Here is a 25,706-nt window from a genome sequence, read left to right on the forward strand (position 1 = left end):
CGCGCCGTCCGATCGGCCCACTGCGACCAAGGAGCCCGCTATGCCACCCACCGTTGTGGCCGTCATCCCCGCCCGCGGCGGATCCAAGGGCGTGCCGGCGAAGAACCTCGCCGCCGTCGGAGGCGTGCCCCTGGTGGCCCGCGCCGTCCGCGAGTGCCGCGCCGCCCGCCTGGTGACCGATGTCGTGGTCTCCACCGACGACGCCGGGATCGCCGCCGCCGCGCGCAGCGCCGGCGCGGTGGTCGTACGGCGCCCCGGCGACATCGCCGGCGACACCGCCACCAGCGAGGCCGCCGTGCTGCACGCCATAGACGCCTACGAGGCCGAGCAGGGCACCACCGTCGACGCGGTGCTGCTGGTCCAGTGCACCAGCCCGTTCCTGGTCCGCGAGGACATAGACGGGGTGGCCGCCGCGGTCGTCGAGGACGGCGCCGACAGCGCGCTGACCGTCGCCCCCTTCCACGGCTTCGTCTGGCGCGACGCCGAGGCGGAGGTCACCGGGGCGGCCGACGGCGGCCACGGCGTCAACCACGACAAGTCCTTCCGGCCGCGCCGCCAGGACCGCCCCCAGGACCTGCTGGAGACCGGCGCCGCGTACGCCATGGACGCGGCCGGCTTCCGCGCCGGCGGCCACCGCTTCTTCGGCCGCACCGAGCTGGTGCGGACCGACCCGGCCCGGGTGCTGGAGATCGACGACCCGCACGACCTCGCCCGCGCCCGCGCGCTGGCGCCGCTGCTGGACGCCGAGCGCCCCGGGGCCCTGCCCACCCGCGAGGACATCGACGCGGTGGTGCTCGACTTCGACGGCACCCAGACCGACGACCGGGTGCTGATCGACGCCGACGGGCGGGAGATCGTCGCCGTCCACCGCGGCGACGGCCTCGGAGTCGCCGCGCTGCGCAAGGCGGAGCTGAAGCTGCTGATCCTCTCCACCGAGACCAACCCGGTCGTCGCCGCACGGGCCCGCAAGCTGCAGGTGCCCGTCCTGCACGGCATCGACCGCAAGGACCTCGCCCTCAAACAGTGGTGCGAGGAAGCCGGCATCGCGCCCGAGCGGGTGCTCTACGTCGGCAACGACGTCAACGACCTCCCGTGCTTCGACCTCGTCGGCTGGCCCGTCGCGGTCGCCGGGGCGCACGACGCGGTGCGCGGTGCGGCTCGCGCGCTCACCGTGACGCCCGGAGGCAGTGGGGCGATCCGCGAGATCGCCGCCTGGCTCCTGGGCCCGTCCCTGTAACCCACCCCCGATCCCCCCATCCGCTCACCCCCCTTATCCACACGAAGGAATCCTCCCCATGAGCAGCAACACCCGCCTCCGCACGCTCGGCAACCGCGAGGCCGGCCCCGGCCGCCCCGTCTACGTCACCGGTGAGATCGGCATCAACCACAACGGTGACCTGGAGAACGCCTTCGCCCTGATCGACGCCGCCGCCGACGCCGGCTGCGACGCGGTGAAGTTCCAGAAGCGGACCCCCGAGATCTGCACCCCGCGCGACCAGTGGGACATCGAGCGCGACACCCCCTGGGGCCGGATGACCTACATCGACTACCGCCACCGCGTGGAGTTCGACGAGGACGGCTACCGCGCCATCGACGAGTACTGCAAGAAGCGCGGCATCGCCTGGTTCGCCTCCCCCTGGGACGTCGAGTCCGTCGCCTTCCTGGAGAAGTTCGAGGTGCCCTGCTACAAGGTCGCCTCCGCCTCGCTCACCGACGACGACCTGCTGCGCGCCATGCGCGCCACCGGCCGCACCGTCATCCTCTCCACCGGCATGTCCACCCCGAAGCAGATCCGGCACGCCGTCGAGGTCCTGGGCAGCGACAACATCCTGCTCTGCCACGCCACCAGCACCTACCCGGCCAAGGCCGAGGAGCTCAACCTGCGGATGATCAACACCCTGCAGGAGGAGTACCCCAACGTCCCGATCGGCTACAGCGGCCACGAGACCGGTCTGCAGACCACCCTCGCCGCGGTCGCCCTCGGCGCCACCTTCATCGAGCGCCACATCACCCTCGACCGCGCCATGTGGGGCTCCGACCAGGCCGCCTCCGTCGAGCCCGGCGGCCTGACCCGCCTGGTCCGCGACATCCGCACCATCGAGGACTCCCTCGGCGACGGCGTCAAGAAGGTCTACGAGAGCGAGCTCGGCCCGATGAAGAAGCTGCGCCGGGTCGCCGGTGTGGTCGCCGAGGCCGAGGCCGCCGAGCCGGCCGCCGTCTGACACCGGCCCACGAGCCGACGGGAGCCGAAGTGAGCTCACCTGAGGGGACCCGCGCCGCGCCGTCTGAGCCCGGCGCCGGGGTCCTGCCCCAGGAGACGGCGGGTTCTCCCGCCCGCCGTCTCCTGGGGGTGCCGCGGCAGCGCCACCGCACCGCACCCGGGGCCACCGCCCCGGACACCGGCACCCTCGCCTTCGTCGAGAGCCCGGTGCAGCTGCTCAACGTCCTGGAATGGGCGCACACGGCACGTGCGGCATGCGCTTCCCCGGCTGGTGACGCCGGACCCCGGCCCGCCAGCGGGATCACCGTGGTCGTGCTTTCCCCGCACGACCCGATGACCCGCGGCCAGCTGCGCCGGATGGCCGAACTCGCCCGCGACGAAGGCCATACGGTGCGCTGGGAGGAGGCCCGCGGCGGTCCGACCGCGCCGGTGCGCACCATCGGCGGGCTCACCCCGCTGCTGCGCCGTGCGCGCCGGATCGTCATCGGCGACCCGTTCTCCCGCTATGTGCAGCTGCTGCTCACCCTCACCCGGGCCCGTGACCTGGTGGTGGTCGACGACGGCACCGCCACCATGGAGTTCATCTCCCAACTCGCCCGCGGGGAGCGGCTGGTGCGCTGGCACCGGCACGGCAACGGGCGCGGCGCCCGCGACCTGGTCTTCGCGCCGTTCTCCGCCACCGCCCGGCGCCGGCTCACCCCCGCGCCCGAGGGCGGCCGGCGCACCGTGGGCCTGTTCAGCTCGATGCCCGTCGAGGCACCGCCGGGGGTGTGCGTCACCACCAACGCGTTCGCCTGGACCCGGGACCGCTTCGGCCCGCCCCGCCTGATGGGTGCGGCCGACATCGTCGGCACCTCGCTGGTGGAGACCGGGGTGGTGGACGCCGACCGGTATCTGGACGCGGTCCGCACCCTGGCCACCACGCACGGTGCGACCCGCTACTTCGCGCACCGCCGGGAGAGCGCTGAGAAGCTGCGCCGGCTGGCCGCCGAGAGCGGGCTGGAGATCGTCCGGCCCGACCTGCCGCTCGAACTGATCGCCCGGCGGGGCCCGATCGGACGGCTGATCGTCAGCTTCCCCTCCACCGTGGTGCACACCCTGCCGCTCGCGCTGCTGGGTACAGGGGTGAAGGTCGCGGTCTGTGACATCGATCCCCAGTGGCTCACGGCCAACGCCTCACCGCGTGCACAGGGCTTCCTCGACGGGGTCACCGGAACCGCCCGTGACGTGCAACGACTGCCGTTCACCCAGCGGATGGCAGCCGGTTGAAGCCAAAGTTCATACCCTTCCCATAAGCCGTCCATGCGCCGAGCGGCCTAGATTCTCTTCCCCTAACGGGCTGAACTTTTGTTGATCGAGGGACAGTTGCCCGGTCGGGGCCCGTAACCTTCAACGGGTGAACCAACTGAAGTCCCGCGCCACCGACGACTCCGACGCCCCCGCCGACGCCGCCCGAGGAGCCTCGCTCCCCGGCACGCTCCCCGAGGCGCTGTGCGCCGAACTCATCGCCTTCCGGCGCGACTTGCACCGGAACCCCGAGCTCGGCAACCAGGAGTTCCGCACCACCGCGGCGATCAAGGAGCGGTTGGAGCGGGCCGGGCTGCAGCCGCGCGTCCTGGCCACCGGCACGGGCCTGGTCTGTGACATCGGTACGGGCGCGGGCGACGCTGCCGGCGGTGCCGGTGGCGGCGAGCTTCCGTTGCTGGCCCTGCGCGCGGACATCGACGCTCTCCCCATCCCGGACACCAAGACCGTCGACTACGCCTCCACGGTCCCCGGCCGGGCGCACGCCTGTGGCCACGACGTGCACACCACCGTCGTACTGGGCGCCGGTCTGGTGCTGGCCGGGCTGGCCCGGGCCGGCGCGCTGCCCCGCCCGGTGCGGCTGCTCTTCCAGCCCGCCGAGGAGGTGCTGCCGGGCGGTGCCCCCGACGCGATCGAGTCCGGTGCGCTGGACGGCGTCGGCCGGATCCTCGCCGTGCACTGCGACCCGCGGGTCGACGCCGGGCGGATCGGGCTGCGCACCGGGCCGATCACCTCGGCCTGCGACCGGCTGGAGGTCGGGCTGGACGGGCCCGGCGGCCACACCGCCCGCCCGCATCTGACCACCGACCTGGTCACCGCAGCCGCCCGGGTCGCCCTCGATGTGCCGGCCCTGCTCGCCCGCCGGATCGACGCCCGGGCCGGGCTGGTCGTGACCTGGGGCCGGCTGGCGTCCGGGCACGCCTGCAACGTCATCCCCCAGCACGCCGAGCTCTCCGGCACCGTCCGCTGTCTCGATCTCGACGCCTGGCGCGGGGCCCCGGACATGGTGCTCGCCGCCATCGACGAGATCGCCGCGCTGCACGGCGCCAAGTCGCAGGTCAACTACGTCCGCGGGGTGCCCCCGGTGGTCAACGAGGCCTCCAGCGCCCAGCTGCTGCAGGACGCGATGACCGCCCGGCGCGGGGCGCACAGCGTCGAGGACACCGAGCAGTCCCTGGGCGGCGAGGACTTCTCCTGGTACCTGGAGCAGGTGCCCGGCGCGATGGCCCGGCTCGGCGTGCGGCCGCCCGGCGAGCCGAGCCGCCTCGACCTGCACCGCGGCGACTTCGACGTCGACGAGCACGCGATCAAGGTCGGCGTGGAGCTCTTCACGGCCGCCGCGCTGCTGGAGCACACATAGCGCCACCCTGCATCGACCCCGCGTCACGGCCGTCACCGTCCCCCGGTGGCGGCCGTGATCTTGTGGGGGTTCCCTACACGATGTCCTACGCCTCGAATCGATAACGTCCGCGCAGTGGAGGGTTTTGCGCCAGGTCTACGCGCGTTAATCTCCCGACAAGCCAGCGCCAAAGGGGGCGCTTAGAGCGAAGGGAAGGCCCCGTGCGTCGGGTCATCAGGATTGCCGCCGCGGCTACCGCCACAGCGTGTCTCGCGCTCACCGCCACCGCGTGCGGCCAGAGCTTTGCCGAGGCCAATCGAGCCAAGCACGCCGGGGTCGGGCTGGCCTTCGACATCGGCGGCCGGGACGATCACTCGTTCAACGAGGCGGCCGCCCGCGGCACCGAGAACGCCCGGAAGCAGCTGGGCGTCAAGGTCAAGATGCTGACCGCCAAGAACGGCGAGACCGAGGCGGACCGCGAGCAGCGGCTGTGCTCCTTCGCCGAGGCCGGCTACAACCCGGTCATCGGCGTGGGCTTCGCCTACAGCCAGGCGGTGCAGAACGTCGCCAAGGACTTCCCCGCCACTACCTTCGGCGTGGTGGACGCCGTACCGCAGGGCAGGAACGTCGACGCCATGGTCTTCGCCGAGCACGAGGGCTCCTACCTCGCCGGCGTGGCCGCCGCGCTGAAGAGCAAGACCCACAAGGTGGGCTTCATCGGCGGTGTGAACAACGCGCTGATCCAGAAGTTCCAGGCCGGCTTCGAGCAGGGGGTGCGGGACACCGACCCCAAGGCCAAGGTCACCTCGCAGTACCTGTACCCCAACAACGACAAGGGGTTCAACGACCCGGCCGCCGCCAAGGCCAAGGCCGGCGGCATGCTCGACAACGGCATCGACGTGATCTACACGGCGGCCGGACAGTCGGGCGCCGGCTCCATCGAGGAGATCAGCAAGCACAAGGGCGCCTGGGCGATCGGCGTGGACTCCGACCAGTACCGCCAGCCGGGCCTGGCGCAGTACAAGAACCACATCCTGACCTCGGTCGTGAAGAACGTCGATGTGGCGGTCTTCGACCTGATCAAGAGCGTCGAGGACAAGCAGCCGCTGACCGGCATCCACGCCTACGACACCAAACACAAGGGTGTCTCGCTCGCCACCTCGGGCGGCTTCATCAAGGACGTCCAGCCGCAGATCGACGCGGCCCGGAAGAAGATCATCGAGGGCAAGGTGAAGGTCAAGGAGACGCCCTAACCGCACCCGGCAGCGTCCCTGCCCTGTCTTTCTCCCTCTTCTCTTCTCTTCTTCCTTCCTTCCGCTCCTTCACCCCCGAGGGGAGTGCGCCATCAACGCAAGCGCCACCAGCAGCGGCCCGTCCACGCAGGACGCCCCCGCTGTGGAACTCCGCGGAATCACCAAAAGGTTCCCCGGCGTCGTGGCCAACCACGACATCCACCTGACCGTGCGTCGCGGCACCGTCCACGCCCTGTGCGGCGAGAACGGCGCCGGCAAGTCCACCCTGATGAAGATCCTCTACGGCATGCAGAAGCCGGACGAGGGCACCATCGCGCTGGACGGCGAGCAGGTCACCCTGCACACACCGGGCGACGCCATCGCCCGCGGCATCGGCATGGTGCACCAGCACTTCATGCTCGCCGACAACCTCACCGTCCTGGAGAACACCGTCCTGGGCGCGGAGAAGCTGCACGGCATCGGCGCCGGCGCCCGCGCCAAGATAAAGGAGATCTCCGACGCGTACGGGCTGGGCATCCGGCCCGACGTACTGGTCGAGGACCTCGGCGTGGCCGACCGCCAGCGCGTGGAGATCCTCAAGGTCCTCTACCGCGGCGCCCGCACCCTGATCCTCGACGAGCCGACCGCGGTGCTGGTCCCGCAGGAGGTCGACGCGCTCTTCGACAACCTGCGCGAGCTCAAGTCCGAGGGCCTGACCGTCATCTTCATCTCGCACAAGCTGGGCGAGGTGCTCTCGGTCGCCGATGACATCACCGTCATCCGGCGCGGCACCACCGTGGCCTCCGTCGAGCCGGCGAAGACCACCCCCAAGCAGCTGGCCGAGCTGATGGTCGGCAGCGAGCTGCCCTCGCCGGAGACCCGCGAATCGACCGTCACCGACAAGGAGATGCTCCGCGTCGAGGGCCTGCACCTGTCCGCGACCGACTCCGACGGCGTGGTCCGCACGGTGCTGGACGGCATCTCGTTCACCATCCACAAGGGCGAGGTGCTGGGCGTCGCCGGCGTCGAGGGCAACGGCCAGGCCGAGCTGGTCGAGGCCGTCATGGGCACCCGCGCGCCGGACCGCGGCACCGTCACCCTGGACGGCGCCGACCTCTCCGGCTCCTCCACCCGCGCCCGCCGGGTCGGCGGCATCGGCTACATCCCCGAGGACCGGCACCGCCACGGCCTGCTGTTGGATGCGCCGCTGTGGGAGAACCGCATCCTCGGCCACGTCACCGAGCGCCCCAACAGCAAGGGCAAGCTCCTCGACCTGGCCGGCGCCCGCAAGGACACCGAGCGCATCGTCACCGAGTACGACGTGCGCACCCCCGGCATCGAGGTCACCGCGGCCTCGCTCTCCGGCGGCAACCAGCAGAAGCTGATCGTCGGCCGCGAGATGAGCCACCACCCCAAGCTGCTGATCGCCGCCCACCCCACCCGGGGCGTGGACGTCGGCGCGCAGGCGCAGATCTGGGAACAGATCCGCGAGGCCCGCCGCGAGGGCCTGGCGGTGCTGCTGATCTCCGCAGACCTGGACGAGCTGATCGGCCTCTCGGACACGCTGCGGGTGATGTACCGCGGCCGGCTGGTCGCCGACGCCGACCCCACCACCATCACCCCGGAGGAGTTGGGCTCCGCCATGACCGGTGCCGCCAGCGGCCACCTCAGCGCGTCCGACGACGCAGACGCCCAGGGCGGTGCGCAGTGACCGCCGCCACCAAGAACCCCTCCGTGGACGCCATCGCGCGCAGCGCCAGCCGGGACAAGGTGCTCCTGGCGATCGCCGCGCCCGTGCTCGCCATCGTCGCCGCGATAGTGATCTCGTCCCTGGTCTTCCTGGCCTCGGGCGAGAACCCCTTCCGCGCCTACGGGATCATGGCCGACTACGGCCACTACAGCGACAGCCAGGTCTGGATCATCAACAAGGCGGTGCCGTACTACCTGTCGGCACTGGCGGTCGCCATCGGCTTCCGGATGAACCTCTTCAACATCGGCGTCGACGGCCAGTACCGCCTCGCGGCCTTCGCCGCCGCGGCGGTCGGCGGCGCCATCGCGCTGCCCGGTGCGCTCCAGATCATCCTGCTCATCGTGATCGCGATGCTGGTGGGTGCCCTCTGGTCGGGCATCGCGGGCCTCTTGAAGACCACCCGCGGCGTCAGCGAAGTGATCACCACGATCATGCTGAACGCGATCGCCGCCTCGATCATCGGCTACTTCCTGCAGGACGGCCGCCTCGCCATCAAGGACGGCAACCTCCTGCACACCAAGTTCCTCCCCGAGTCCAGCCACTTCTTCTCCTTCCCGACCCACCCCAAGCCGGTCTACGGCTTCGTGGTCGTCGCGGTGGTGGCCGGGGCGCTGTACTGGTTCCTGCTGAGCCGCACCCGCTTCGGCTTCGACCTGCGCGCGGTCGGCGCGTCCGAGTCGGCCGCCGAGGCCAGCGGCGTCAGCGTCAAGCGGATGGTCGTCATCAGCATGCTGCTGTCGGGCGCCGCGGCCGGCCTGGTCGGCATGCCCACCCTGCTGGGCGAGTCCTTCCAGTACGGCACGGACTTCCCGGCCGGCATCGGCTTCACCGGCATCGCCATCGCGCTGCTGGGCCGCAACCACCCCGTCGGCATGGCCTTCGGCGCCCTGCTGTGGGCCTTCCTCGACCGCACCGGCTCCCGGCTGGAGTTCGAGGGCTACGCCCAGGAGATCGTCGGCGTGATGCAGGGCGTCATCGTCCTGTGCGTGGTCATCGCCTACGAGGTGGTCCGCCGCTACGGCCTGCGCCTGCAGCAGCGGAAGGTCGGCGAGGAGCTGGCCGCCCTGTCCCGCACCAAGAACGCCGACAACCCTGACCAGAGCGCCAAGCCGGAGGTGTCGGCGTGACCACGGACCTCAAGACCGCGACCAAGCTCGCGGTCCCCGGGAAGAGCGGCCGACGCCGGCTGACCTACCCCTGGATCCTGCTGATGATCGCCGCCGGGCTGGTCGCGGTCTCCCTGCTGCGCGCCCTCACCGGCGCCGGCGACCTCACCTCCACCGGCCAGTTCGGGGCCGCCCTGAGCGCCGCCGTGCCCATCGGCCTCGCCGGTCTGGGTGGCCTGTGGTCCGAGCGGGCCGGCGTGGTCAACATCGGCCTCGAAGGCATGATGATGCTCGGCTCGTTCGCGGCCGGCTGGATCGGCTGGCAGCACGGCCCCTGGGCCGCAGCGGCGGCCGGCATCCTCGGCGGTGCGCTCGGCGGCCTCATCCACGCCGTCGCCACCGTCACCTTCGGCGTCGACCACATCGTCTCCGGTGTCGCGGTCAACATCCTGGCGCTGGGCGCCACCCAGTACCTGGCCACCCTGTGGTTCGGCCAGGAGGGCAGCGCCGCCATGGCGGCCGGCGGCAACGACAAGCAGTCCCCGCCGATGCCCGACATGCCCTCCTTCACCGTCCCGGGCCTGTCGGACGCGCTCAACTCCCTGGAGGCGCACCACTGGTTCCTGGTCTCCGACCTCGCCGGCATCCTCGGCGCCGCGGTCACCAACGTCTCCTGGCTGACCCTGCTGACGATCGCCCTGTTCATCGGCACCTTCTTCGTGCTGTGGCGCTCGTCCTTCGGCCTGCGGCTGCGCTCCTGCGGTGAGGCCCCGATCTCCGCCGAGAGCCTGGGCGTCAACGTCTACGCGTACAAGTACGCGGCGGTGCTGGTCTCCGGCGCCCTGGCCGGCCTCGGCGGTGCCTTCCTCTCCATCGGGGTGCACTTCTACCAGGACGGCCAGACCGGCGGACGCGGCTACATCGGTCTCGCCACGATGATCTTCGGCAACTGGCGGCCGGGCGGTGTGGCGATCGGCGCGGGCCTGTTCGGCTTCATGGACGCCATGCAGCTGCGCAGCGGCGGCCCCACCGTCCACGCCCTGCTGCTGGGCCTGGCCGCCCTGCTGGCGGTGCTCGCCCTGCTCCGTCTGCGTGCCGCCAAGCGCGCCCAGGCGGCGGTGTCCGCGATCGCCGCGGTGGTCCTCATAGCGTGGTACTTCCTGGCGGACACCGTTCCGCTCGAACTGGTCGAGGCGAGCCCGTACATCGCCACCCTGCTCGTCCTCGCCCTGTTCTCCCAGCGCCTGCGCCCGCCGAAGGCGAACGGCAGGCCTTACCGCCGAGGACAAGGCACTTGACCCCTCCCCCTCATGCATGAGGGGAATTCCTAGCTCACGCTGCTTGGTCGCTCAGTGAGCGATCGAGTCTTACGCGATCAGCACCAGCCGGGTCGAGACCAGCCCGGGCCAGCATCACGCGTGCGGAGTTCTTGTCCCTGGGCGACACGGCTCCGCACGCGGTGCAGGTGTAGGTACGTTCGGAGAGAGGCAGTGCGTGCTTGGCTCTTGCTCCGCACTGCGCACAGTCCATCGTGGTGTGCGCCGGGTTCACGAGTCGGACGTCCCGCCCGTGCTTGCGGCCCATCTCGACCAAGGCCGCCTTTGTCGCGCTGATCGCGGCGTCGGCCGCCTTGCGAGCCATGCGAGACTTCGCGAGGAACTTCGGATGAAAGTCCTCAATCGCGATGGCGTCATGGTCGCGGACGACCTTTTTGGCCCACTTGCGGCCGGTGTCCTGTCGCTGCCGGGCGATCTTCTTGTGCAGCTTCGCCACCTGCCGCTTGGCAGCGCGGTAGCCCCGTGTCTGAACCTTCCCCTTCGGGCGTTCACGGCGCGACATCATGGTCTGGTAGCGGGCCAGTCGCTTGCCAGCTTCTTTGCCGTACTCGGCGTGGGGAAGGTCATGGTCGTCGCTGGTGGTGGTCGCGATTTCCCGCACGCCCCAGTCGATGCCGATGCGGTGCCCGGTTTCGGGCAGCGATTGGGCTTGGGTGGGGGTGACGAAGCTCGCGTACCAGTGGCCGAGGCCATCGCGGTACACGCGCACCGAGGATGGCTCTGCGGGCAGGTCACGGGACCACACCACAGTCAGGATGATCCCGCCGGCAAGGTGCAGGCGGCCGCCGGTGAGACGAAAGCCGCGCCGGGTGTACTCGAACGTCGGGTCTGCCTGGTCCTTCTTCTTCCACTTGGGCATACCGGCCCGGCGGTACATCGGCAGCTGCTCTCGGATGTCCTTCAGGGCCTTGGCCCGGGACTTGCCGAAGTCGCGTATCAGCTGCTGCTGCGGTACCGAGGCCCCCTCCCGCAGCCATGGGGTGCGGGCACGTGCCTCGGTCAGCATCTTGCTGAGTACCACCGGGCCGCACGTGAGGGTGTCCTCGGGATTGTTGATGTTGTGCAGGTGGATGGCCTTGGACTTTGCCACGCACTCGTTCCACACCCACCGCAACGGTCCCACTCCGCGAGTAGCGCGGTGCGGGCCGTGGACGACACGCGAAGCCTGTAGGTGTACCGGGCATGCCCGACGCCGTCAGTTGCCGCGCTCGTCATAGCCGCCAACCTAGCTGGGAGGTATGGCAGTTGCTGCATTCAGCCCAATATCGCCTGCCGCACCACCCCGGCGGGTGAACGCCGTATCACCCTGACAGAGATATGGCTACCACTGCCCTGCTCCACAGGAGTTTCGTTTCCTCCCCCGTAAAACTGGAGGAATCCACGAAGGAGAATGTGATGACCTCACTGGTTCCGGTCGACTGGACCGCACTGCGCGCGCAGGCCCGGGACGCGATGTCCCGGGCCTACGCCCCGTACTCCGGCTACCCCGTTGGCGCCGCCGCCCTGGTGGACGACGGCCGCACGATCACCGGCTGCAACGTCGAGAACGCCTCGTACGGCCTCGCCCTGTGCGCCGAATGCGGCCTGATCTCTGCCCTGTTCGCCGGCCGGGCCGCCAACGACGGACCGGTACCCCGGCTGACCGCCTTCACCTGCGTCGACGGCGCGGGCGACCTCCTCGTCCCCTGCGGCCGCTGCCGCCAACTCCTGTGGGAACACGGCGGCCCCGACCTCCTGGTCGACACGGCGGCGGGCATCCGCCCGCTGTCGGACCTGCTGCCGGATGCGTTCGGGCCGGGGCATCTGGGGGGCTGACGGGCCCCGGCACTTCGCCACTACAGTCGCCACATGACTGACTTCCTTCAGGTGTCCACCGCAACGGAGACCCGCGAAGCAGCCGTAACGCTCGCACAGTCGGTCGTCTCCGCGCGGCTCGCCGCCGGGGCACAGATCGTCGGACCGGTGGCGTCCGTGTTCTGGCACCAGGGCGAGTTCGGCTCGGGCGAGGAGTGGCAGCTCGTCCTCAAGATCCGCGCCGACCGGTACGACGAGGTTGAGTCGCATCTCCTCCAGCACCACCCCTGGCAGAACCCGGAGGTCTCCGCAGTACCGATCGTCGCCGGGGCGGACGCGTATCTCCAGTGGCTGGGGACGACCGCGGCACCGAACTGACCACTCAGCGGAGCCGGAGGAGCATCACGTCATGGAGAGCCGCGCCCTCCCAGGGACGGGCCTGGCCCACTTTGCGGTATCCCCAGGACCGGTAAGCCGCTTGAGCCGCCTCGGCGTCCGGTAGCGCATTGAGTAGCACGCGCTCTTCGTTCCCTCCCACGAGCAGCGCCTCGTGCAGCCGCCGCCCGACACCGACTCGACGCCAGGGCGCCCGCACCGCGAACTCCATCAGCCCGAACGTGCGTCGCCCGTCTTCTCGCCGGACCTCGGCCGGGACGGGGGCGATCAGCCGGTCCCACCAACCTGTCGCGGCACTGAGCGGGTAGCCGTACGCGATGCCCACCGGTTCACCGCCGACGGTACGGGCCAGGGCGGCACGGAAGGTCGCTTTGCGGACCTGGGCGCGGAAACGGCGGAACGTCGCCTCTACGGCTTCCGGGCTTTCCTCGTACGGTGCCTCAGCGAACACCTCGGCGTAGACGAGCCTGAAAGCGGCCTCGGCCCGCGAGGTCGCCGGGCCGTCCAACGGCTCGACGGTGATCGCCTCTGGCACTGTTGCGCACGCCTCCTCGCATAGCTTCGCGTACGCGGCTCGAGGGGCCGCGGGGCCGCGGCTGCCCTGGCATTGGTAGCGCTCTACCGGGTAGCAGGCATAGCGCCATCGCGCCAGTCATTCACACGCTTCCGAATACTGGGGACCATCGGGAGCGCGTCCACCTCTCCGGGGGCGAACCACTGGACGTCGGTGGATTCTTCGGACACCGCCAGTTCGCCACCCACGGGTCTCGCCAGAAAGCAGACGGAGAACTCCTGCCGTACTTCGCCGTCGTCGTAGGCGAAGACATGACGGGGATTGGTGTACGTGCCGACGATGCCCACGATCTCGACGGCGAACCCGGTCTCTTCTCGGGTCTCCCGAACAGCACAGTCCGGCAGCGACTCGCCAATATGCATGACGCCACCGGGAAGTGCCCACATGCCGTTGTCGCGCCGACGCTGGAGCAGGATGCGCCCGGAGTCGTCGACCACGATCGCAGAGGCCGCCGGAATCAAGCTGTTCGCGGCAGGGGCATCAGGGTCGTCCTCGTAGTCGCGCCTACCCATTGCCGTCGCCTTCCCACACCGGAGTGCCCCTGCGCCACAGTTCTTCCACGTGCGCGGCGAAGCGGTCAAACATGCCGTCGTCCTGGTGGCGACGCAGATGCAGGGTGGGCGCGTCGTGCCCAACGCTGTGCGTCAGCAACGGCGTGACGATCATGTCGTTGTCGAAGCGGAACACGGACAGGTATGCGTGACCGTCGCTGAACCTCGCATCAATTCCTGGCTGCCTTCGGACTTTCTCCAGCTCGGCGAGTGTCACGCGAATACGCGTCGACAGGGTGAGTGCGACGTCTTCATCGCGCTCGCGCGACCGAGTGAGGTCGCCGTCAGGGTTGCCGAGCACAAACCGAACGTTGCAGCCACGGGCGGCCTTTCGCTGCAGTGCCGTACCGAAACGTGCTTGTTCGAGCCACAGGAAGTAGTTGGTGTAACCCGCGAAGGTCAGCTCGCGCTCCGCGTTGGTGATCAGTGACCGCCACAGAGAGGCCGGACAGGCGGACCGATACGGATAGACGGAAACGACCTCGCGGTCCGGACCGACCTTTATCGCCTTCTTTGCGGCTGTTGGCCACAACACCCCTTCGTCCTCTCCGAGTGCTTCGCAGACGGCCCACCGGTGTCGGGCGTGGGGAACTCGCCCGTTCTCAGTGATCCATCGGCCGACGGTCTTGATGTCGACGCCGCACCGCTCGGCTAATTGGCGATCCGTCAGGTGAGCTCGACGGAGGGCGCAGCGTAGTGCTTCGTTCACAAGTACCCCTTGGGACGTTAGGCACGCTTCGGTGCGGTAGCTCTTCTCCGTGCCTAACGGTCGCGGAACGGAGTAGGAACGCACCACCAAGCGCGGGAGCGTAAGAGGCGAGAGCTACAGCCCCGCGGCGATCCGGGACGGCGAACGTCGGAGGCCGTGGTCACCAACCGCTGGGAGGTTGACGAAATGCCCCAAATCATCGTGAGAGTGGCCATGTCGCCGCTGCGGCTGTTACCGCCCTCGCGAGGACGCCATCCGTCCGACGACGCCGTGTCCGCGATGTACGGAGCGCACGCCGGTCCGCACTGGATTCGCGGAGCGAAGGTGGCGGGCTGGTGAGTCCCACAGTCGCCGCGCGGCTCCTGCCGTGGTCGAGTCCGGACGGAAAGCCGTGCTTCGTCTCCGGTGACGGGACCGGGTACGTGTCCCGGCTCGCCGACGAGATGGAGGAGGCGCAGCTCGACTCCGCCGCCGAACTCATCGAGGAGGCGCGCCGCGTTCTTGCAGCCCGGAGCTGGACGCCTGGCGAACTGCACCTGCTGGCACTGGAGTTGACCGCCGCCCTGGCCAACGTGCAGCGGGTGGCGGAAAGCAGAGGCGCGCGCCTGCCAGTGCCGGACGACGACGGCCCCGACGTGGACGACGCGCCGGACGACCGTGAACGCGACACGCCACGGCTTCCCGTGGAGGCGTTCGGGTGATCCGGGCGGGTGCGGAGTACGCGGTCGCGGGCTGCGCTGGGGCCGAGAAGCCCGGGACCGGTGGGGAAGCCGGGGGGAGCCCGTAGCCGGGCTGCTTGATCCGCGCGTACGCCCCCATCGAGATCCCGACCCATCCATTCCATCCATCGAGAAACGAGAATCGAGAAAGGGGAAGCAATGCCCACCACACTTGAGGAACGACGCCCTGCCGCGCCGGTACTCGACGCGCCGGAACTGCGGCTCCCGTTGAGCACCGACGGGGCGGTTTCCATGCCGGAGCTGGCGCACCACGAGGGGCCGGCGCCCTTCGCGTTCCGGTTCCTGACCCCCGTCCCGGCCACGGGCGGCATCCTGCCGAGCGAGGTCGCGTACGACGAGGAGTCACAGACCGGCATTTACGAGGACATGCCGCCGGGTGTCTACATGACCAAGAACCCGCCGAAGACCTACGGGCCGACGGCGCCCACGGGCCAGATGGACGCGCCGGACGATCCGGGACCGAGCGACGACTGATGACCGGCGCCGGACACGTTCTCATCCTGGCGGGTCGCTTCGACCCGACCTGCGACCTGGTGGTTGAGGAGCTGAACCGGCGCGCCGTGCCCGTCTTCCGGGCCGATATGGCCGAGTTCCCGCTGAGGCTCACGCTGGCCGCGAGCCTCAGCGGGGACCGCTGGCACGGCACCCTGAACAACGACCGCCGCACGCTCGACCTCGGGTCGGTCCGCTCCGTGTACTACCGTCGCCCGACCCGCCCGCAGTTTCCTGAGCAGATGACCGCCGAAGCCCGCAAGGTCGCCGAGACCGAGGCCCGTTGGGGCTTCGGTGGACTGCTGACGGCGTTACCGTGCCGGTGGCTTCCGCCACCGGGAAGGGCGGCGGATGCCGAGTACAAGCCGCTGCAACTGCGCATCGCGGCTGACGCGGGACTGAGCGTTCCCCGCACCCTCATCACCAACGACCCGCACGCGGCGAAACGCTTCGCCGACTCCCTGGGCGGCCCCCTCGTGTACAAGCCGTTCTTCCATGTGCGGGGCTCCGTGCACGGGCAGACTGCCGCGGTGTACGCGAGCCTCGTCGACCCCGACGATCTTCCGCACGCGGACATCGCCACTACTGCCCACCTGTTCCAGGCATGGGTACCCAAGGCGTACGAGGTGCGGTTGACCGCCGTGGACGGCCGGATCTTCGCGGCCGAGATCCATGCCGACTCGGACGCCGGACGCATCGACTGGCGCAGCGACTACGACAGCCACACCTACCGGGTCTGTGACCCGCCGCCCGAGGTGGCCGCCGGAGTTCTGCGCATGCTGGACCGCCTCGGCCTGCCGTACGGCGCGTTCGATTTCGTGGTAACGCCCAACGGGGCATGGCGGTTCTTGGAAGTGAACCCGAACGGGCAGTACGGGTTCATCGAGCAGGCGACCGGACTGCCGATCACGGCCGCGATCTGCGACTACTTGGAAGGGGCCGGACGGTGACGAACATCCTCGACGACGAAGAGCGCTTGATCCGGGCACGCATCTCGCTCACCCAACAGATCGACCGCGGAAGCGTGGTGCTGTCCTCCCGGCTGGCGGAGGCATTTCTCAACGTCCCCCGCCATCCATTCGTCCCTGTCTTCTACCGGCGCGAGGGCGAACGGTTCATCCCCTGGCGGATCACCGAAGGAGGCGCAGAGGCGTGGCTCGACGCCGTGTACACGGACGACTCCCTCATCACCGAAGTGGACGGTGTACACGCCGAGCAGGGTGGCTCCGGCGGAGTGACCGGTGTGCCCACGTCATCCTCGACCGCGCCGAGCCTCATGGCGGACATGCTCGACGCCCTCGACGTGAACGAAGGGGACGATGTCTACGAGGCAGGCGCCGGCAGCGGCTACAACGCGGCGATGCTCTGCCACCTCGCCGGTGACAAGCACGTCACCACGGTGGACCGCTCCGACACCCTCACGACTCTGGCTCGTGAGCGACTCAACGGCATCGGCTTCGACCCGGTCGTGCTCCACGGCGACGGTGCACGGGATGTCCCGGCCGACGCGATGTACGACCGCATCATCGCCACGGCCTCCGTACCGCGCATCCCACCCTCGTGGCTGGAGCGATGCCGTACCGGCGGCATCCTGGTCGTCCCGCTCAAGGGGACCCTCGCCGGCGGAATGATCGCCCGGCTCACGAAGCTGCCGGACGGGACGGCGGTCGGCCGCATCCTGCACACACCCGCAGCGTTCATGCCGCTCAGGACCGGCACCGAAGGCGAGGCGCCGGTACCCGAGATCCCCGGCCGCCCAAGTCGTGATGCCGAACTCTCCGGGTTGGTGCTGGATGACTGGACGTTCTCGTTCTTCGCCCAGCTGCACATGCCGCGCGCCCTCGTCCGCACGTACAGCCGGAGCGACCAGGGCCTGCACATCACGGTGCTGTACGACCCTGCGGACGGCTCGGCCACTCGGATCGAGGACATGCCTGGGGGGACGCCGTTGGTGACCTCCACCGGACCGCGCGACCTGTGGGAGCCGGTCGAAGTGACCCACCGGCGCTGGCGGCAGCTCAACCGGCCACGCCGTGAGTGGTTCGGCATCGAGGCCACTCCCGCTGAGCAGAACGTGACCTACACGGCGCCGGACGGCCGGGTCCACCGCTGGACGATCTAGCCGACGCCGACGAGGACACCAAGCGGCACCGCCTCCAAGGCCGGCCCCGGCCCGCCCGCCCTGGCCACCCCGCCGTCTATGCGTGTAGAACGGACCTACCCGTTCGAAAGGAACCGTCCATGGACGCCATCTCCGTCATCCGTACCAAGCGTGATCGCGGCGAGCTGACCCCCGCTCAGATCGACTGGGTCATCGACGCGTACACCCGCGGTGAGGTCGCCCATGAGCAGATGTCGTCCCTGGCGATGGCGATCTTCCTCAACGGGATGAACCGCACGGAGATCGCCCGCTGGACCGCCGCCATGATCGCCTCCGGTGAGCGGATGGACTTCTCCTCGCTGTCCCGCCCCACCGCCGACAAGCACTCCACCGGCGGCGTCGGCGACAAGATCACCCTGCCGCTCGCCCCGCTGGTCGCCGCCTGTGGCGCTGCCGTGCCCCAGCTCTCCGGCCGCGGTCTCGGCCACACCGGCGGCACCCTCGACAAGCTGGAGTCCATCCCCGGCTGGCGGGCCCAGCTGAGCAACGACGAGATGCTGAACGTGCTGCGCAACGTCGGCTCGGTCATCTGCGCCGCCGGCGACGGCCTCGCCCCCGCCGACAAGAAGCTCTACGCGCTCCGCGACGTCACCGGCACCGTCGAGTCCATCCCGCTGATCGCCTCCTCGATCATGTCCAAGAAGATCGCCGAGGGCACCGGCTCCCTCGTCCTGGACGTCAAGGTCGGCTCCGGCGCCTTTATGAAGCACCTCGACGACGCGCGCGAACTCGCCTCCACCATGGTCGGACTGGGCACCGACCACGGCGTGAAGACGGTCGCCCTGCTCACCGACATGGCCACCCCGCTCGGCCTTACCGCCGGCAACGCCCTCGAAGTCCAGGAATCCGTCGAGGTGTTGGCCGGTGGCGGCCCCCAGGACGTCGTGGACCTCACCCTCGCCCTGGCCCGCGAGATGCTCGACGCTGCCGGGTTGAAGGACGCCGACCCGGCCAAGGCGCTGGCCGACGGCTCCGCCATGGACCACTGGCGCCGCATGATCACCGCACAGGGCGGCGACCCCGACGCCGCCCTCCCGGTGGCCCGCGAACGGCACACCGTGACCGCCTCCGCCACCGGCGTCCTCACCACCCTCGACGCCTACGCCGTCGGCCTCGCCGCCTGGCGCCTGGGCGCCGGCCGCGCCCGCAGGGAGGACCCGGTGCAGGCCGCCGCCGGCATCGAGCTGCACGCCAAGCCGGGCGACACCGTCACCGCCGGCCAGCCCCTGCTGACCCTGCACACCGACACCCCCGAGAAGTTCCCCTACGCCCTGGAGGCGCTGGACGGCGGCATCCTCGTCGGCCCGGCCGACGCCGCCTTCACGCCCAGCCCGGTGGTGCTGGAGCGCATCGCCTGACCTGCGCGCTGACCTGCGGCTGAACCTGCGGCTGACCTGCGGTTTCCTCGTACGGGTGAACGGGACCGGTGGACCGCCGCCGGTCCCGTTCGGCATGCTGGGATCGGTGTCACACCGAGCAAGGAGACCGCCATGAGTGCACTCCCCGCCGACCCCGCTCCGGGCCAGCACTGGGATGAGCTTGTCCGCTTCTGGGAGGAGTCGGACTGGCCCGAGGGCAGCAGGGTGGAGATCATTGATGGGGTCATCGTCGTGACACCGCCGCCCGCCGCGCCTCACAACCGCCTCGCCGAGCTGGTCCAGCGCAGTCTGTACCGCGTGCTGCCCAAGGACTGGGGTCTCTACCAGACGCAGGGACTTGCCCACCCGCAGTACGGCCGCCTTTACATCCCGGACCTGGTCGTGATCCCGTATGCGGTCCTGGACGGGCTGGAGGGCGGCAACGCCGCCCCGCTGACAGCCGCCGAGCTGGTCGTCGAGGTGACCTCCCCGTCCAACGCGAGTTACGACCGGATCAACAAGGCGGCGGCGTACGCACAGGCAGGGGTGCCGCTCTACCTCCTCGTCGACCGCTTCGGTCCTGGCGGTCCCACCGTCACGCTCTACGGCGAGCCGAAGGACAGCGTCTACCGCGAACTGGAGAAGGTGAAGTTCGGAGAGGACGTTCACCTCCCCGCGCCCTTCGAACTCACCCTGGACACCGGCGTCTTCCCCGTGGACTGACGGCGGTGGAGGACTGACCGCTGTGGGCCGCCGACCGGGGACGACGAAGGACCCGCCCCACCAGGACAGGTGGCGGGACGGGTCCTTCGGTCGAGGGGCGGGCGGGGCCTAGGGGACCCGTCCCGGGGGCGTTACGCCGCCTTCGCCAGGTGGAGCAGGCGGCGTTCCGCGACGGCCTTGCGGGTTGCGTAGAGGGTGATGGACACGGCGCCGAGCATCGCGGCCAGACCGAGCACCACGGTGCCTTCCCAGCCGACCGCGTGGAAGGCGGCGGCCCCCAGCGCACCGCCGAGGCTGCTGCCGACGTAGTACGCGCACTGGTACAGCGCCGACGCCTGCGCCCGGGCGGTCTTCGCGGTGCGGCTGACCGCCGAGGAGGCCACCGCGTGGCCCGCGAAGAAGCCGGCCGTGATCAGGATCAGGCCCGCCAGCACCGTGGTCACCGAATCCGAGAGCGTCAGCAGCAGACCCGTCGAGGTGGTGCCGACCGCCAGGTAGAGCGCGCCCCGCCGGCCCATCCGGGCGACCAGCTTGCCGGCCGCGGCCGAGGAGACGGTGCCGACCAGGTAGACCACGAAGATCGAACCGACGATGCCCTGCGGGAGGTTGAACGGGTCGGAGACCAGGCGGTAGCCGATCACCGTGTAGACCGCGCCGAAGACCGTCATGAACAGCGCGCCGATGCCGTACAGCCGGCGCAGCAGCGGGTCGGCGAGGTGACCGCCGAGGGTACGGGCCAGCGCCCGCGGGCCCACCGAACGGGACACGAAGTGCCGGGCCTTGGGCACCAGCAGCCGGAACGCCACCGTGCACACCACGGCCATCACGCCCACCGCGCCCAGCGCGGCCCGCCAGCCGAAGGCCTGGGCCACCCAGCCGGTCACGATCCGGCCGGACATCCCGCCGATGCTGTTGCCCGCCACGAACAGTCCGATGGCCGCCACCAGCGCCTTGGCGCGCACCTCCTCGGCCAGGAAGGCCATCGCCGAGGCTGGCAGCCCGGCCAGCGCGACACCCTGCACCCCGCGCAGCGCGATCAGCGCGCCGATCGACGGCGCGAACGGCACCAGCAGCGCGATCAGCGTGGCCACCGTCAGGGAAGCGGTCATCAGCGCGCGCCGCCCGAACCGCTCGGAGAAGGCGCTGAGCGGAATCACCCCGAGCGCCAGCCCGAAGGTGGCCGCCGACACCGTCCAGCTGGCCTGGTCCGGACTGACCTGGAGGTCGGTGGAGATCGCGGGCAGCAGTGCCTGCGTCGAGTACAGCAGGGCGAAGGTGGCGACCCCCGCGGCGAAGAGGGCGAGGCTCATCCGGCGGTAGCCGGGGCCGCCCGGCCGCAGCTTCCCGGCGTCGGGATCGGGCGCGGCGGCGGAGGAGGAAGAGGAGTCAGGAGACGACGAGGGAGAGGCGGCCGCACGGTCGGTGACGGACGCCCCGGTATCAGCGGGAGGCATGAGTCGAAGGTATGACCGAGCCGTTTCATGCGTCCAATGCATGGAAACGGCATAATTGATTCCGTGATGCATGACAGCAGCTCACGGCGTTCTCTGTTGCAGGTTCGCAACAGAAAAGACATGCCGGAATCTTCCTGGGCGCTGGCCCTGGCGCCCCGTCTCGCCCAGTTCGAGGCGGTGGCGCGCTACGAACACGTCACCCGCGCCGCCCAGGAACTCGGCATGCCCCAGCCGACCCTCAGCCGCGCCATCGTCCGGCTCGAGGAGGAACTCGGGGTCGCGCTCTTCGCCCGGCACGGCCGCACCCTCTCGCTCAGCCCCGCCGGCCGCACCTTCCTCGCCTCCGTCGAGCGCGCGCTCACCGACATCGAGCGGGCCACCGAGGCCGTACGCGCCGATGTCGACCCCGACGCCGGCAAGGTCGCCTTCGGCTTCCTGCACACCCTCGGCTCGGAGACCGTACCGGGCCTGCTGCGCACCTTCCGTGTCGACCACCCCAAGGTCCGCTTCCAGCTCGTGCAGAACTACGGCGAGGCGATGATCGAACGGCTCCGCGCCGGGGACCTCGACCTGTGCCTGACCTCACCGGTCCCCGACTACCCCGATCTGGTCGCCCGACGCCTCGACGAACAGAAGCTGCGCCTGGTCGTCCCCGAGGACCACCGGCTGGCCTCCCGGAAGCGGATCCGGCTCGCCGAGGCGTCCGACGAACTCTTCGTCACCCTCGAACCGGGCTACGGGCTGCGCCGGATCACCGACGCCCTGTGCACCGAGGCCGGCTTCACCCCGCGGGTCGCCTTCGAGGGCGAGGAGGCCGAGACCCTCCGCGGACTGGTCGCGGCCGGACTCGGCGTGGCCCTGCTGCCGCCGCCCGCCGTACCGCGCCCCGGCGTGGTGGAACTGACCGTGACGGCGCCGCGCGCGGTCCGCGAGATCGGCGTCGCCTGGCTCGACGGCCACGTGGACACCCCACCGGTGGCCGCCTTCAAGAAGTTCCTCCTCAGCCGCCGGGGCGAGCTCCTTTCCTGACTCCGGGCTGCCCCGCTCAGTGCCGCAGCGACGCCCCGAACCCCGCGGCCAGCGGCATCCGCAGGCCCAGTGGGGGAGGGGCGGCCAGGGCGTCCTTGACGGGGCGGGCGAAGTCGCGGGTGAACAGGGAGCCGAGTAGGAAGTCGGTGGCCAGGGCGAGGACCTCGGTGCGGTGTTGGTGCAGGGAGTGGCCGTCCGAGTGCACCTCGAAACGGCAGATATCGCGGTTGATCTTCTTGGCGCGCTCGGCGTAGCGGTAGGAGAGGTCGGGGTCGTGGCGTTCGTCGTTGGTGCCGTGGACCAGCAGGACCTGGCGGCCGATCAGTTGTTTCACCGGTTCGGGCGGCCCGTCACTCCGGCGCGGGTCGGGCAGCCAAGGGGCGATCCCCAGGACGGAGTTGACGGCCGGGTGACCAGCGGCGTGCAGTGCGGCGCGGGCACCCATGCCCGTACCGATGAGGCAGACCGGGACGTCGCCGTAGCGTCGGACCACCTCCTCCAGTGCCCAGGCGGCATCGCGCGCTGGGTGCGCTTCGGTGCCGTTCCAGCCGCGGCAGCGGTAGTGCAGGACGTGGGTGGTCAGCCCCTCGGGGCGCCCCGCCTTCGCCAGGCGGGCCGCCAGCGGGCGCACCGCCAGCGTGGCCACCGGTGACGGACGCCGCACCCCGTTCGGTTCCCCTCCGGGCAGTAACAGCGCAACGCCGCTCACCGCCCTCTGTGATCCGCCCGCTCCCAGCGGTCTTCCCAGCCGGGCCTCGCGTACCGGCAGTGCTTGCTGAGCCATGGGCAGAACGATGGCAGACGGAGGCGTGCGCGCCACCCCGTGGACGGGTCACTGTTACATATCGTTCGGTGCCATCTACGCGCGTAGGGGCTACAGTGCCGAGATGACGAGCGAGACCACCACCCTTCCGACCAGTGAACAGATCCGCCGCGCTCCCAAGGTGCTGCTCCACGACCACCTCGACGGCGGGCTCCGGCCGGCCACGGTCGTCGACCTGGCCCGCGAGACCGGCTACGAGGGCCTGCCCGAGACCGACCCGGAGAAGCTCGGGGTCTGGTTCCGCGAGGCCGCCGACTCCGGCTCGCTGGAGCGCTACCTGGAGACCTTCGCCCACACCTGCGCCGTCATGCAGACCCGCGACGCACTGGTCCGCGTCGCCGCCGAGTGCGCCGAGGACCTGGCCGCCGACGGTGTGGTCTACGCCGAGGTCAGGTACGCGCCCGAACAGCACCTGGAGCAGGGCCTGACCCTCGAAGAGGTCGTCGAGGCGGTCAACGAGGGCTTCCGCGAGGGCGAGCGGCGGGCCCGCGAGAACGGTCACCGCATCCGGGTCGGCGCCCTGCTGACCGCCATGCGGCACGCCGCCCGCGCCCTGGAGATCGCCGAGCTGGCCAACCGCTACCGCGACACCGGCGTCGTCGGCTTCGACATCGCCGGCGCCGAGGCCGGCTACCCGCCCACCCGCCACCTCGACGCCTTCGAGTACCTCAAGCGGGAGAACAACCACTTCACCATCCACGCCGGTGAGGCCTTCGGCCTGCCGTCCATCTGGCAGGCGCTCCAGTGGTGCGGCGCCGACCGCCTGGGCCACGGCGTCCGGATCATCGACGACATCGAGGTCGCCGAGGACGGCTCGGTCACCCTCGGCCGGCTCGCCTCGTACGTCCGGGACAAGCGCATCCCGCTGGAGATGTGCCCCACCTCCAACCTCCAGACCGGCGCCGCCTCCTCCTACGCGGAGCACCCCATCGGCCTGCTGCGCCGGCTGCAGTTCCGCCTCACGGTCAACACGGACAACCGGCTGATGAGCGGTACGAACATGTCCCGGGAATTCGAGCACCTGGTCAAGACATTCCGGTACTCGCTCGACGACATGCAGTGGTTTACAGTCAATGCGATGAAATCAGCTTTCATTCCTTTCGATGAACGTCTGGCCATGATCAATGACGTCATCAAGCCCGGTTACGCGGAACTCCGCGCCGAGTGGCTGTTCCGCCCGGTGGGCGCAACCTCCCCTCTGAGCAGCGGTCCTGACGGTGCGTAAGGGGTAGCGCGAGCATATAGCGCAACGGCCGGTGGAATGTCCACCGGCCGTTTTTTCTTTGCCCGTGGCTGTTTGCGGCGCCGGTTGCCGCCTCACTAGGTTGATGGGCCGGTCAAGCCCCCATCAATGAGGACGAATTTCGATGAAGCAGGGAACCATCAAGACTCTCGGTGCCGTCGCGCTCGGTGCCGCCATCGCCGCCACCGCCGCGGGCACCGCCGCTGCGGCCCCGGTGACCGGCGCCGACACCACCGGCGTGCTGAAGAGCCTGCCGGTCAAGAACGCCACCAAGACGCTCTCGGGGGCCACCCAGTCCAAGCCGGTCGGCGGCGACATCAAGACGCCGCTGAAGTCCAAGGGCAACAGCCTGCTGGGCGGTCTGCCGACCGGTGCCCTCGGCAAGACCCTGGGCTGACCCGCCCCGCCGTCCCCCGGGACGCGCAGTGCGCCGTGCCCCGGCCGTCCGCTTCCGCGCTGACGGCCGGGGCACCGTCATGTCCGGGCGGACGATGCCCCGGCCGGACGACAGCCCCGGCCGGACGATGCCTCCGGGGCGGCGGCCGGGCTACCAGGCGGTGGCGGCGGCCCGGTCCTCCGAGGGCAGGAGTATCCACAGCGCCAGGTAGACCAGGAACTGCGGACCGGGCAGGAGGCACGACACCAGGAAGATGATGCGCATGGTGGTCGGGGTCGTACCGAAGCGACGGGCCAGGCCTGCGCAGACTCCGGCGATCACTCGGTTGTTGCGGGGGCGGACCAGTGCGGCGGCCATGAGGAACGACTCCTTTGCGACGTTGTGGGGCGTGTGCCCCGATGTCTCAAAGGTAGGTCCGGCTGCCCGACAGGACGTCAGCCTGCGGGGCTACTTCGACCCTGGGGATCCTCGGGGTCGTACCCCCGAGACTCCCGCGCCGGCGGCGGAGCCGGCAGCGGGCCCCCGGAACGACCGCGAGGTGGGTCAGCGCCACCCCCAGCGCACCCAGCAGTACGGAGTCGACGTCCGGTACCCGTCCGGGTATCCCCGACTGCAGCAGTTCGATGGCCAGCGCGATCATTGCGCCGGCAAAGACGGTACGGGTCAGCGACACCAGGGGAGAAACGTTCAGGCGCCCGGCCGAGAGCGGCAGCAGCACCCCCAGCGGCGCCAGCAGCAGCACCGAACTGCCCAGACTCTGCAGGGCCTCCCACGACAGTCCGTGCACCAGCTCGGCCCGGATCGTCGCCAGCGGCCGGAGATTGGCGGCCGGCACCCAGGGCAACGTACGAGGACGCAGCGTGAGCCAGCCGACGATCGACAGGTGCGCCACGAGGAGCAGGAGTCCGGTGACGCGCATACGGGGGGCGGCGGTGGTGCCGGGGCCATGACGCTGCACACAGGCCAGGACGT

General features: G+C 70.3%; 26 protein-coding genes and 1 pseudogene. 19 read left to right on the plus strand and 8 right to left on the minus strand.

The annotated features are described in order from the left end of the window. Positions 1–40: 40 nt before the first annotated feature. The 8 genes from AB0G84_RS02390 (at position 41) to AB0G84_RS02425 (ending at position 10,251) form a co-directional block, all read left to right on the plus strand. The gene (locus AB0G84_RS02390; RefSeq protein WP_361314258.1) at positions 41–1,237 is read left to right on the plus strand and encodes an acylneuraminate cytidylyltransferase; all 1,197 of its coding nucleotides are present in this window, start codon (positions 41–43) and stop codon (positions 1,235–1,237) included. Between the two features lie 58 nt (positions 1,238–1,295). Then, positions 1,296–2,222, plus strand: a complete 927-nt coding sequence (locus tag AB0G84_RS02395) for an N-acetylneuraminate synthase family protein (RefSeq protein WP_361314260.1) — start codon at positions 1,296–1,298, stop codon at positions 2,220–2,222. A gap of 128 nt (positions 2,223–2,350) precedes the next feature. Next, positions 2,351–3,490, plus strand: a complete 1,140-nt coding sequence (locus AB0G84_RS02400) for a hypothetical protein (protein ID WP_361315092.1) — start codon at positions 2,351–2,353, stop codon at positions 3,488–3,490. 136 nt (positions 3,491–3,626) lie between these two features. Continuing rightward, positions 3,627–4,886 carry an amidohydrolase gene (locus tag AB0G84_RS02405; protein ID WP_361315095.1) on the plus strand — a complete coding sequence of 420 codons (1,260 nt, stop codon included), beginning with the start codon at positions 3,627–3,629 and terminating at the stop codon, positions 4,884–4,886. A gap of 200 nt (positions 4,887–5,086) precedes the next feature. Beyond that, positions 5,087–6,118, plus strand: coding sequence for a BMP family ABC transporter substrate-binding protein (locus tag AB0G84_RS02410; RefSeq protein ID WP_361314263.1), 1,032 nt, complete (start codon positions 5,087–5,089; stop codon positions 6,116–6,118). Between the two features lie 181 nt (positions 6,119–6,299). Then, on the plus strand, positions 6,300–7,808 hold the full coding sequence (locus AB0G84_RS02415; protein WP_361314266.1) for an ABC transporter ATP-binding protein: 1,509 nt from the start codon (positions 6,300–6,302) through the stop codon (positions 7,806–7,808). Between the two features lie 23 nt (positions 7,809–7,831). Beyond that, positions 7,832–8,974: an ABC transporter permease gene (locus AB0G84_RS02420; RefSeq protein ID WP_361315098.1), complete on the plus strand. Its 1,143-nt coding sequence runs from the start codon at positions 7,832–7,834 to the stop codon at positions 8,972–8,974. After that, entirely contained in the window at positions 8,971–10,251 is a 1,281-nt protein-coding gene (locus tag AB0G84_RS02425) for an ABC transporter permease (RefSeq protein WP_361314269.1), read from the plus strand. The genes AB0G84_RS02420 and AB0G84_RS02425 overlap by 4 nt, the downstream gene beginning before the upstream one ends. Before the next feature lie 34 nt (positions 10,252–10,285). Here the strand turns inward: AB0G84_RS02425 and AB0G84_RS02430 are convergent. Beyond that, positions 10,286–11,505 (minus strand): annotated as a pseudogene (locus tag AB0G84_RS02430) (transposase). A 180-nt stretch (positions 11,506–11,685) separates the two neighbouring features. Between AB0G84_RS02430 and AB0G84_RS02435 the strand changes: the two are divergent. Beyond that, positions 11,686–12,105, plus strand: coding sequence for a cytidine deaminase (locus AB0G84_RS02435; RefSeq protein ID WP_361314272.1), 420 nt, complete (start codon positions 11,686–11,688; stop codon positions 12,103–12,105). 33 nt (positions 12,106–12,138) lie between these two features. After that, positions 12,139–12,462 (plus strand): divalent-cation tolerance protein CutA, encoded by a 324-nt coding sequence (cutA, locus tag AB0G84_RS02440; protein WP_361314275.1) that lies wholly within the window; start codon positions 12,139–12,141, stop codon positions 12,460–12,462. Positions 12,463–12,466: 4 nt separating this feature from the next. Here cutA and AB0G84_RS02445 read toward each other — a convergent pair whose 3' ends face one another. The 3 genes from AB0G84_RS02445 to AB0G84_RS02455 all read right to left on the minus strand — a co-directional run bounded on the left by AB0G84_RS02445 (position 12,467) and on the right by AB0G84_RS02455 (position 14,314). Beyond that, positions 12,467–13,015, minus strand: coding sequence for a GNAT family N-acetyltransferase (locus AB0G84_RS02445; protein ID WP_361314277.1), 549 nt, complete (start codon positions 13,013–13,015; stop codon positions 12,467–12,469). Positions 13,016–13,098: 83 nt separating this feature from the next. Continuing rightward, the gene (locus AB0G84_RS02450; protein ID WP_361314280.1) at positions 13,099–13,566 is read right to left on the minus strand and encodes an NUDIX domain-containing protein; all 468 of its coding nucleotides are present in this window, start codon (positions 13,564–13,566) and stop codon (positions 13,099–13,101) included. Then, a complete protein-coding gene (locus AB0G84_RS02455; RefSeq protein WP_361314283.1) occupies positions 13,559–14,314 on the minus strand; it encodes a DUF5919 domain-containing protein in 756 nt (251 codons plus the stop codon). The genes AB0G84_RS02450 and AB0G84_RS02455 overlap by 8 nt, the downstream gene beginning before the upstream one ends. A 335-nt stretch (positions 14,315–14,649) precedes the next feature. On the opposite strand from AB0G84_RS02455, the gene AB0G84_RS02460 reads away from it, so the two are divergent. The 6 genes from AB0G84_RS02460 (at position 14,650) to AB0G84_RS02485 (ending at position 19,788) form a co-directional block, all read left to right on the plus strand. Then, on the plus strand, positions 14,650–15,015 hold the full coding sequence (locus AB0G84_RS02460) for a hypothetical protein (RefSeq protein ID WP_361314286.1): 366 nt from the start codon (positions 14,650–14,652) through the stop codon (positions 15,013–15,015). A 177-nt stretch (positions 15,016–15,192) separates the two neighbouring features. Further along, positions 15,193–15,528, plus strand: coding sequence for a hypothetical protein (locus AB0G84_RS02465; RefSeq protein ID WP_361314289.1), 336 nt, complete (start codon positions 15,193–15,195; stop codon positions 15,526–15,528). After that, positions 15,528–16,496, plus strand: coding sequence for an ATP-grasp ribosomal peptide maturase (gene tgmB, locus AB0G84_RS02470; RefSeq protein ID WP_361314292.1), 969 nt, complete (start codon positions 15,528–15,530; stop codon positions 16,494–16,496). The genes AB0G84_RS02465 and tgmB overlap by 1 nt, the downstream gene beginning before the upstream one ends. Beyond that, positions 16,493–17,668 (plus strand): methyltransferase domain-containing protein, encoded by a 1,176-nt coding sequence (locus AB0G84_RS02475; RefSeq protein WP_361314295.1) that lies wholly within the window; start codon positions 16,493–16,495, stop codon positions 17,666–17,668. Before tgmB ends, AB0G84_RS02475 begins: the two co-directional genes overlap by 4 nt. Positions 17,669–17,787: 119 nt before the next feature. Continuing rightward, entirely contained in the window at positions 17,788–19,065 is a 1,278-nt protein-coding gene (locus AB0G84_RS02480; RefSeq protein WP_361314298.1) for a thymidine phosphorylase, read from the plus strand. Positions 19,066–19,197: 132 nt separating this feature from the next. Then, entirely contained in the window at positions 19,198–19,788 is a 591-nt protein-coding gene (locus AB0G84_RS02485; protein ID WP_361314301.1) for a Uma2 family endonuclease, read from the plus strand. A 131-nt stretch (positions 19,789–19,919) separates the two neighbouring features. On the opposite strand, the gene AB0G84_RS02490 is transcribed toward AB0G84_RS02485, so the two are convergent. Further along, a complete protein-coding gene (locus AB0G84_RS02490) occupies positions 19,920–21,242 on the minus strand; it encodes an MFS transporter (protein ID WP_361314303.1) in 1,323 nt (440 codons plus the stop codon). A gap of 120 nt (positions 21,243–21,362) precedes the next feature. On the opposite strand from AB0G84_RS02490, the gene AB0G84_RS02495 reads away from it, so the two are divergent. After that, positions 21,363–22,271 carry a LysR family transcriptional regulator gene (locus tag AB0G84_RS02495; protein WP_361314306.1) on the plus strand — a complete coding sequence of 303 codons (909 nt, stop codon included), beginning with the start codon at positions 21,363–21,365 and terminating at the stop codon, positions 22,269–22,271. 16 nt (positions 22,272–22,287) lie between these two features. Here the strand turns inward: AB0G84_RS02495 and AB0G84_RS02500 are convergent, their stop codons facing one another. Continuing rightward, on the minus strand, positions 22,288–23,055 hold the full coding sequence (locus tag AB0G84_RS02500) for an alpha/beta hydrolase (RefSeq protein ID WP_361314309.1): 768 nt from the start codon (positions 23,053–23,055) through the stop codon (positions 22,288–22,290). 103 nt (positions 23,056–23,158) lie between these two features. On the opposite strand from AB0G84_RS02500, the gene AB0G84_RS02505 reads away from it, so the two are divergent. Continuing rightward, positions 23,159–24,319: an adenosine deaminase gene (locus AB0G84_RS02505; protein ID WP_361314312.1), complete on the plus strand. Its 1,161-nt coding sequence runs from the start codon at positions 23,159–23,161 to the stop codon at positions 24,317–24,319. A 142-nt stretch (positions 24,320–24,461) separates the two neighbouring features. Beyond that, positions 24,462–24,734 (plus strand): hypothetical protein, encoded by a 273-nt coding sequence (locus AB0G84_RS02510; protein ID WP_361314315.1) that lies wholly within the window; start codon positions 24,462–24,464, stop codon positions 24,732–24,734. 150 nt (positions 24,735–24,884) lie between these two features. Here the strand turns inward: AB0G84_RS02510 and AB0G84_RS02515 are convergent, their stop codons facing one another. After that, positions 24,885–25,091, minus strand: a complete 207-nt coding sequence (locus tag AB0G84_RS02515) for a PspC domain-containing protein (RefSeq protein WP_361314318.1) — start codon at positions 25,089–25,091, stop codon at positions 24,885–24,887. Between the two features lie 46 nt (positions 25,092–25,137). After that, the gene (locus tag AB0G84_RS02520; RefSeq protein ID WP_361315100.1) at positions 25,138–25,653 is read right to left on the minus strand and encodes a VanZ family protein; all 516 of its coding nucleotides are present in this window, start codon (positions 25,651–25,653) and stop codon (positions 25,138–25,140) included. Between the last annotated feature and the right edge of the window lie 53 nt (positions 25,654–25,706).

Source organism: Streptomyces sp. NPDC020742 (genome assembly GCF_040641675.1).
Taxonomy (GTDB): Bacteria; Actinomycetota; Actinomycetes; order Streptomycetales; family Streptomycetaceae; genus Streptomyces.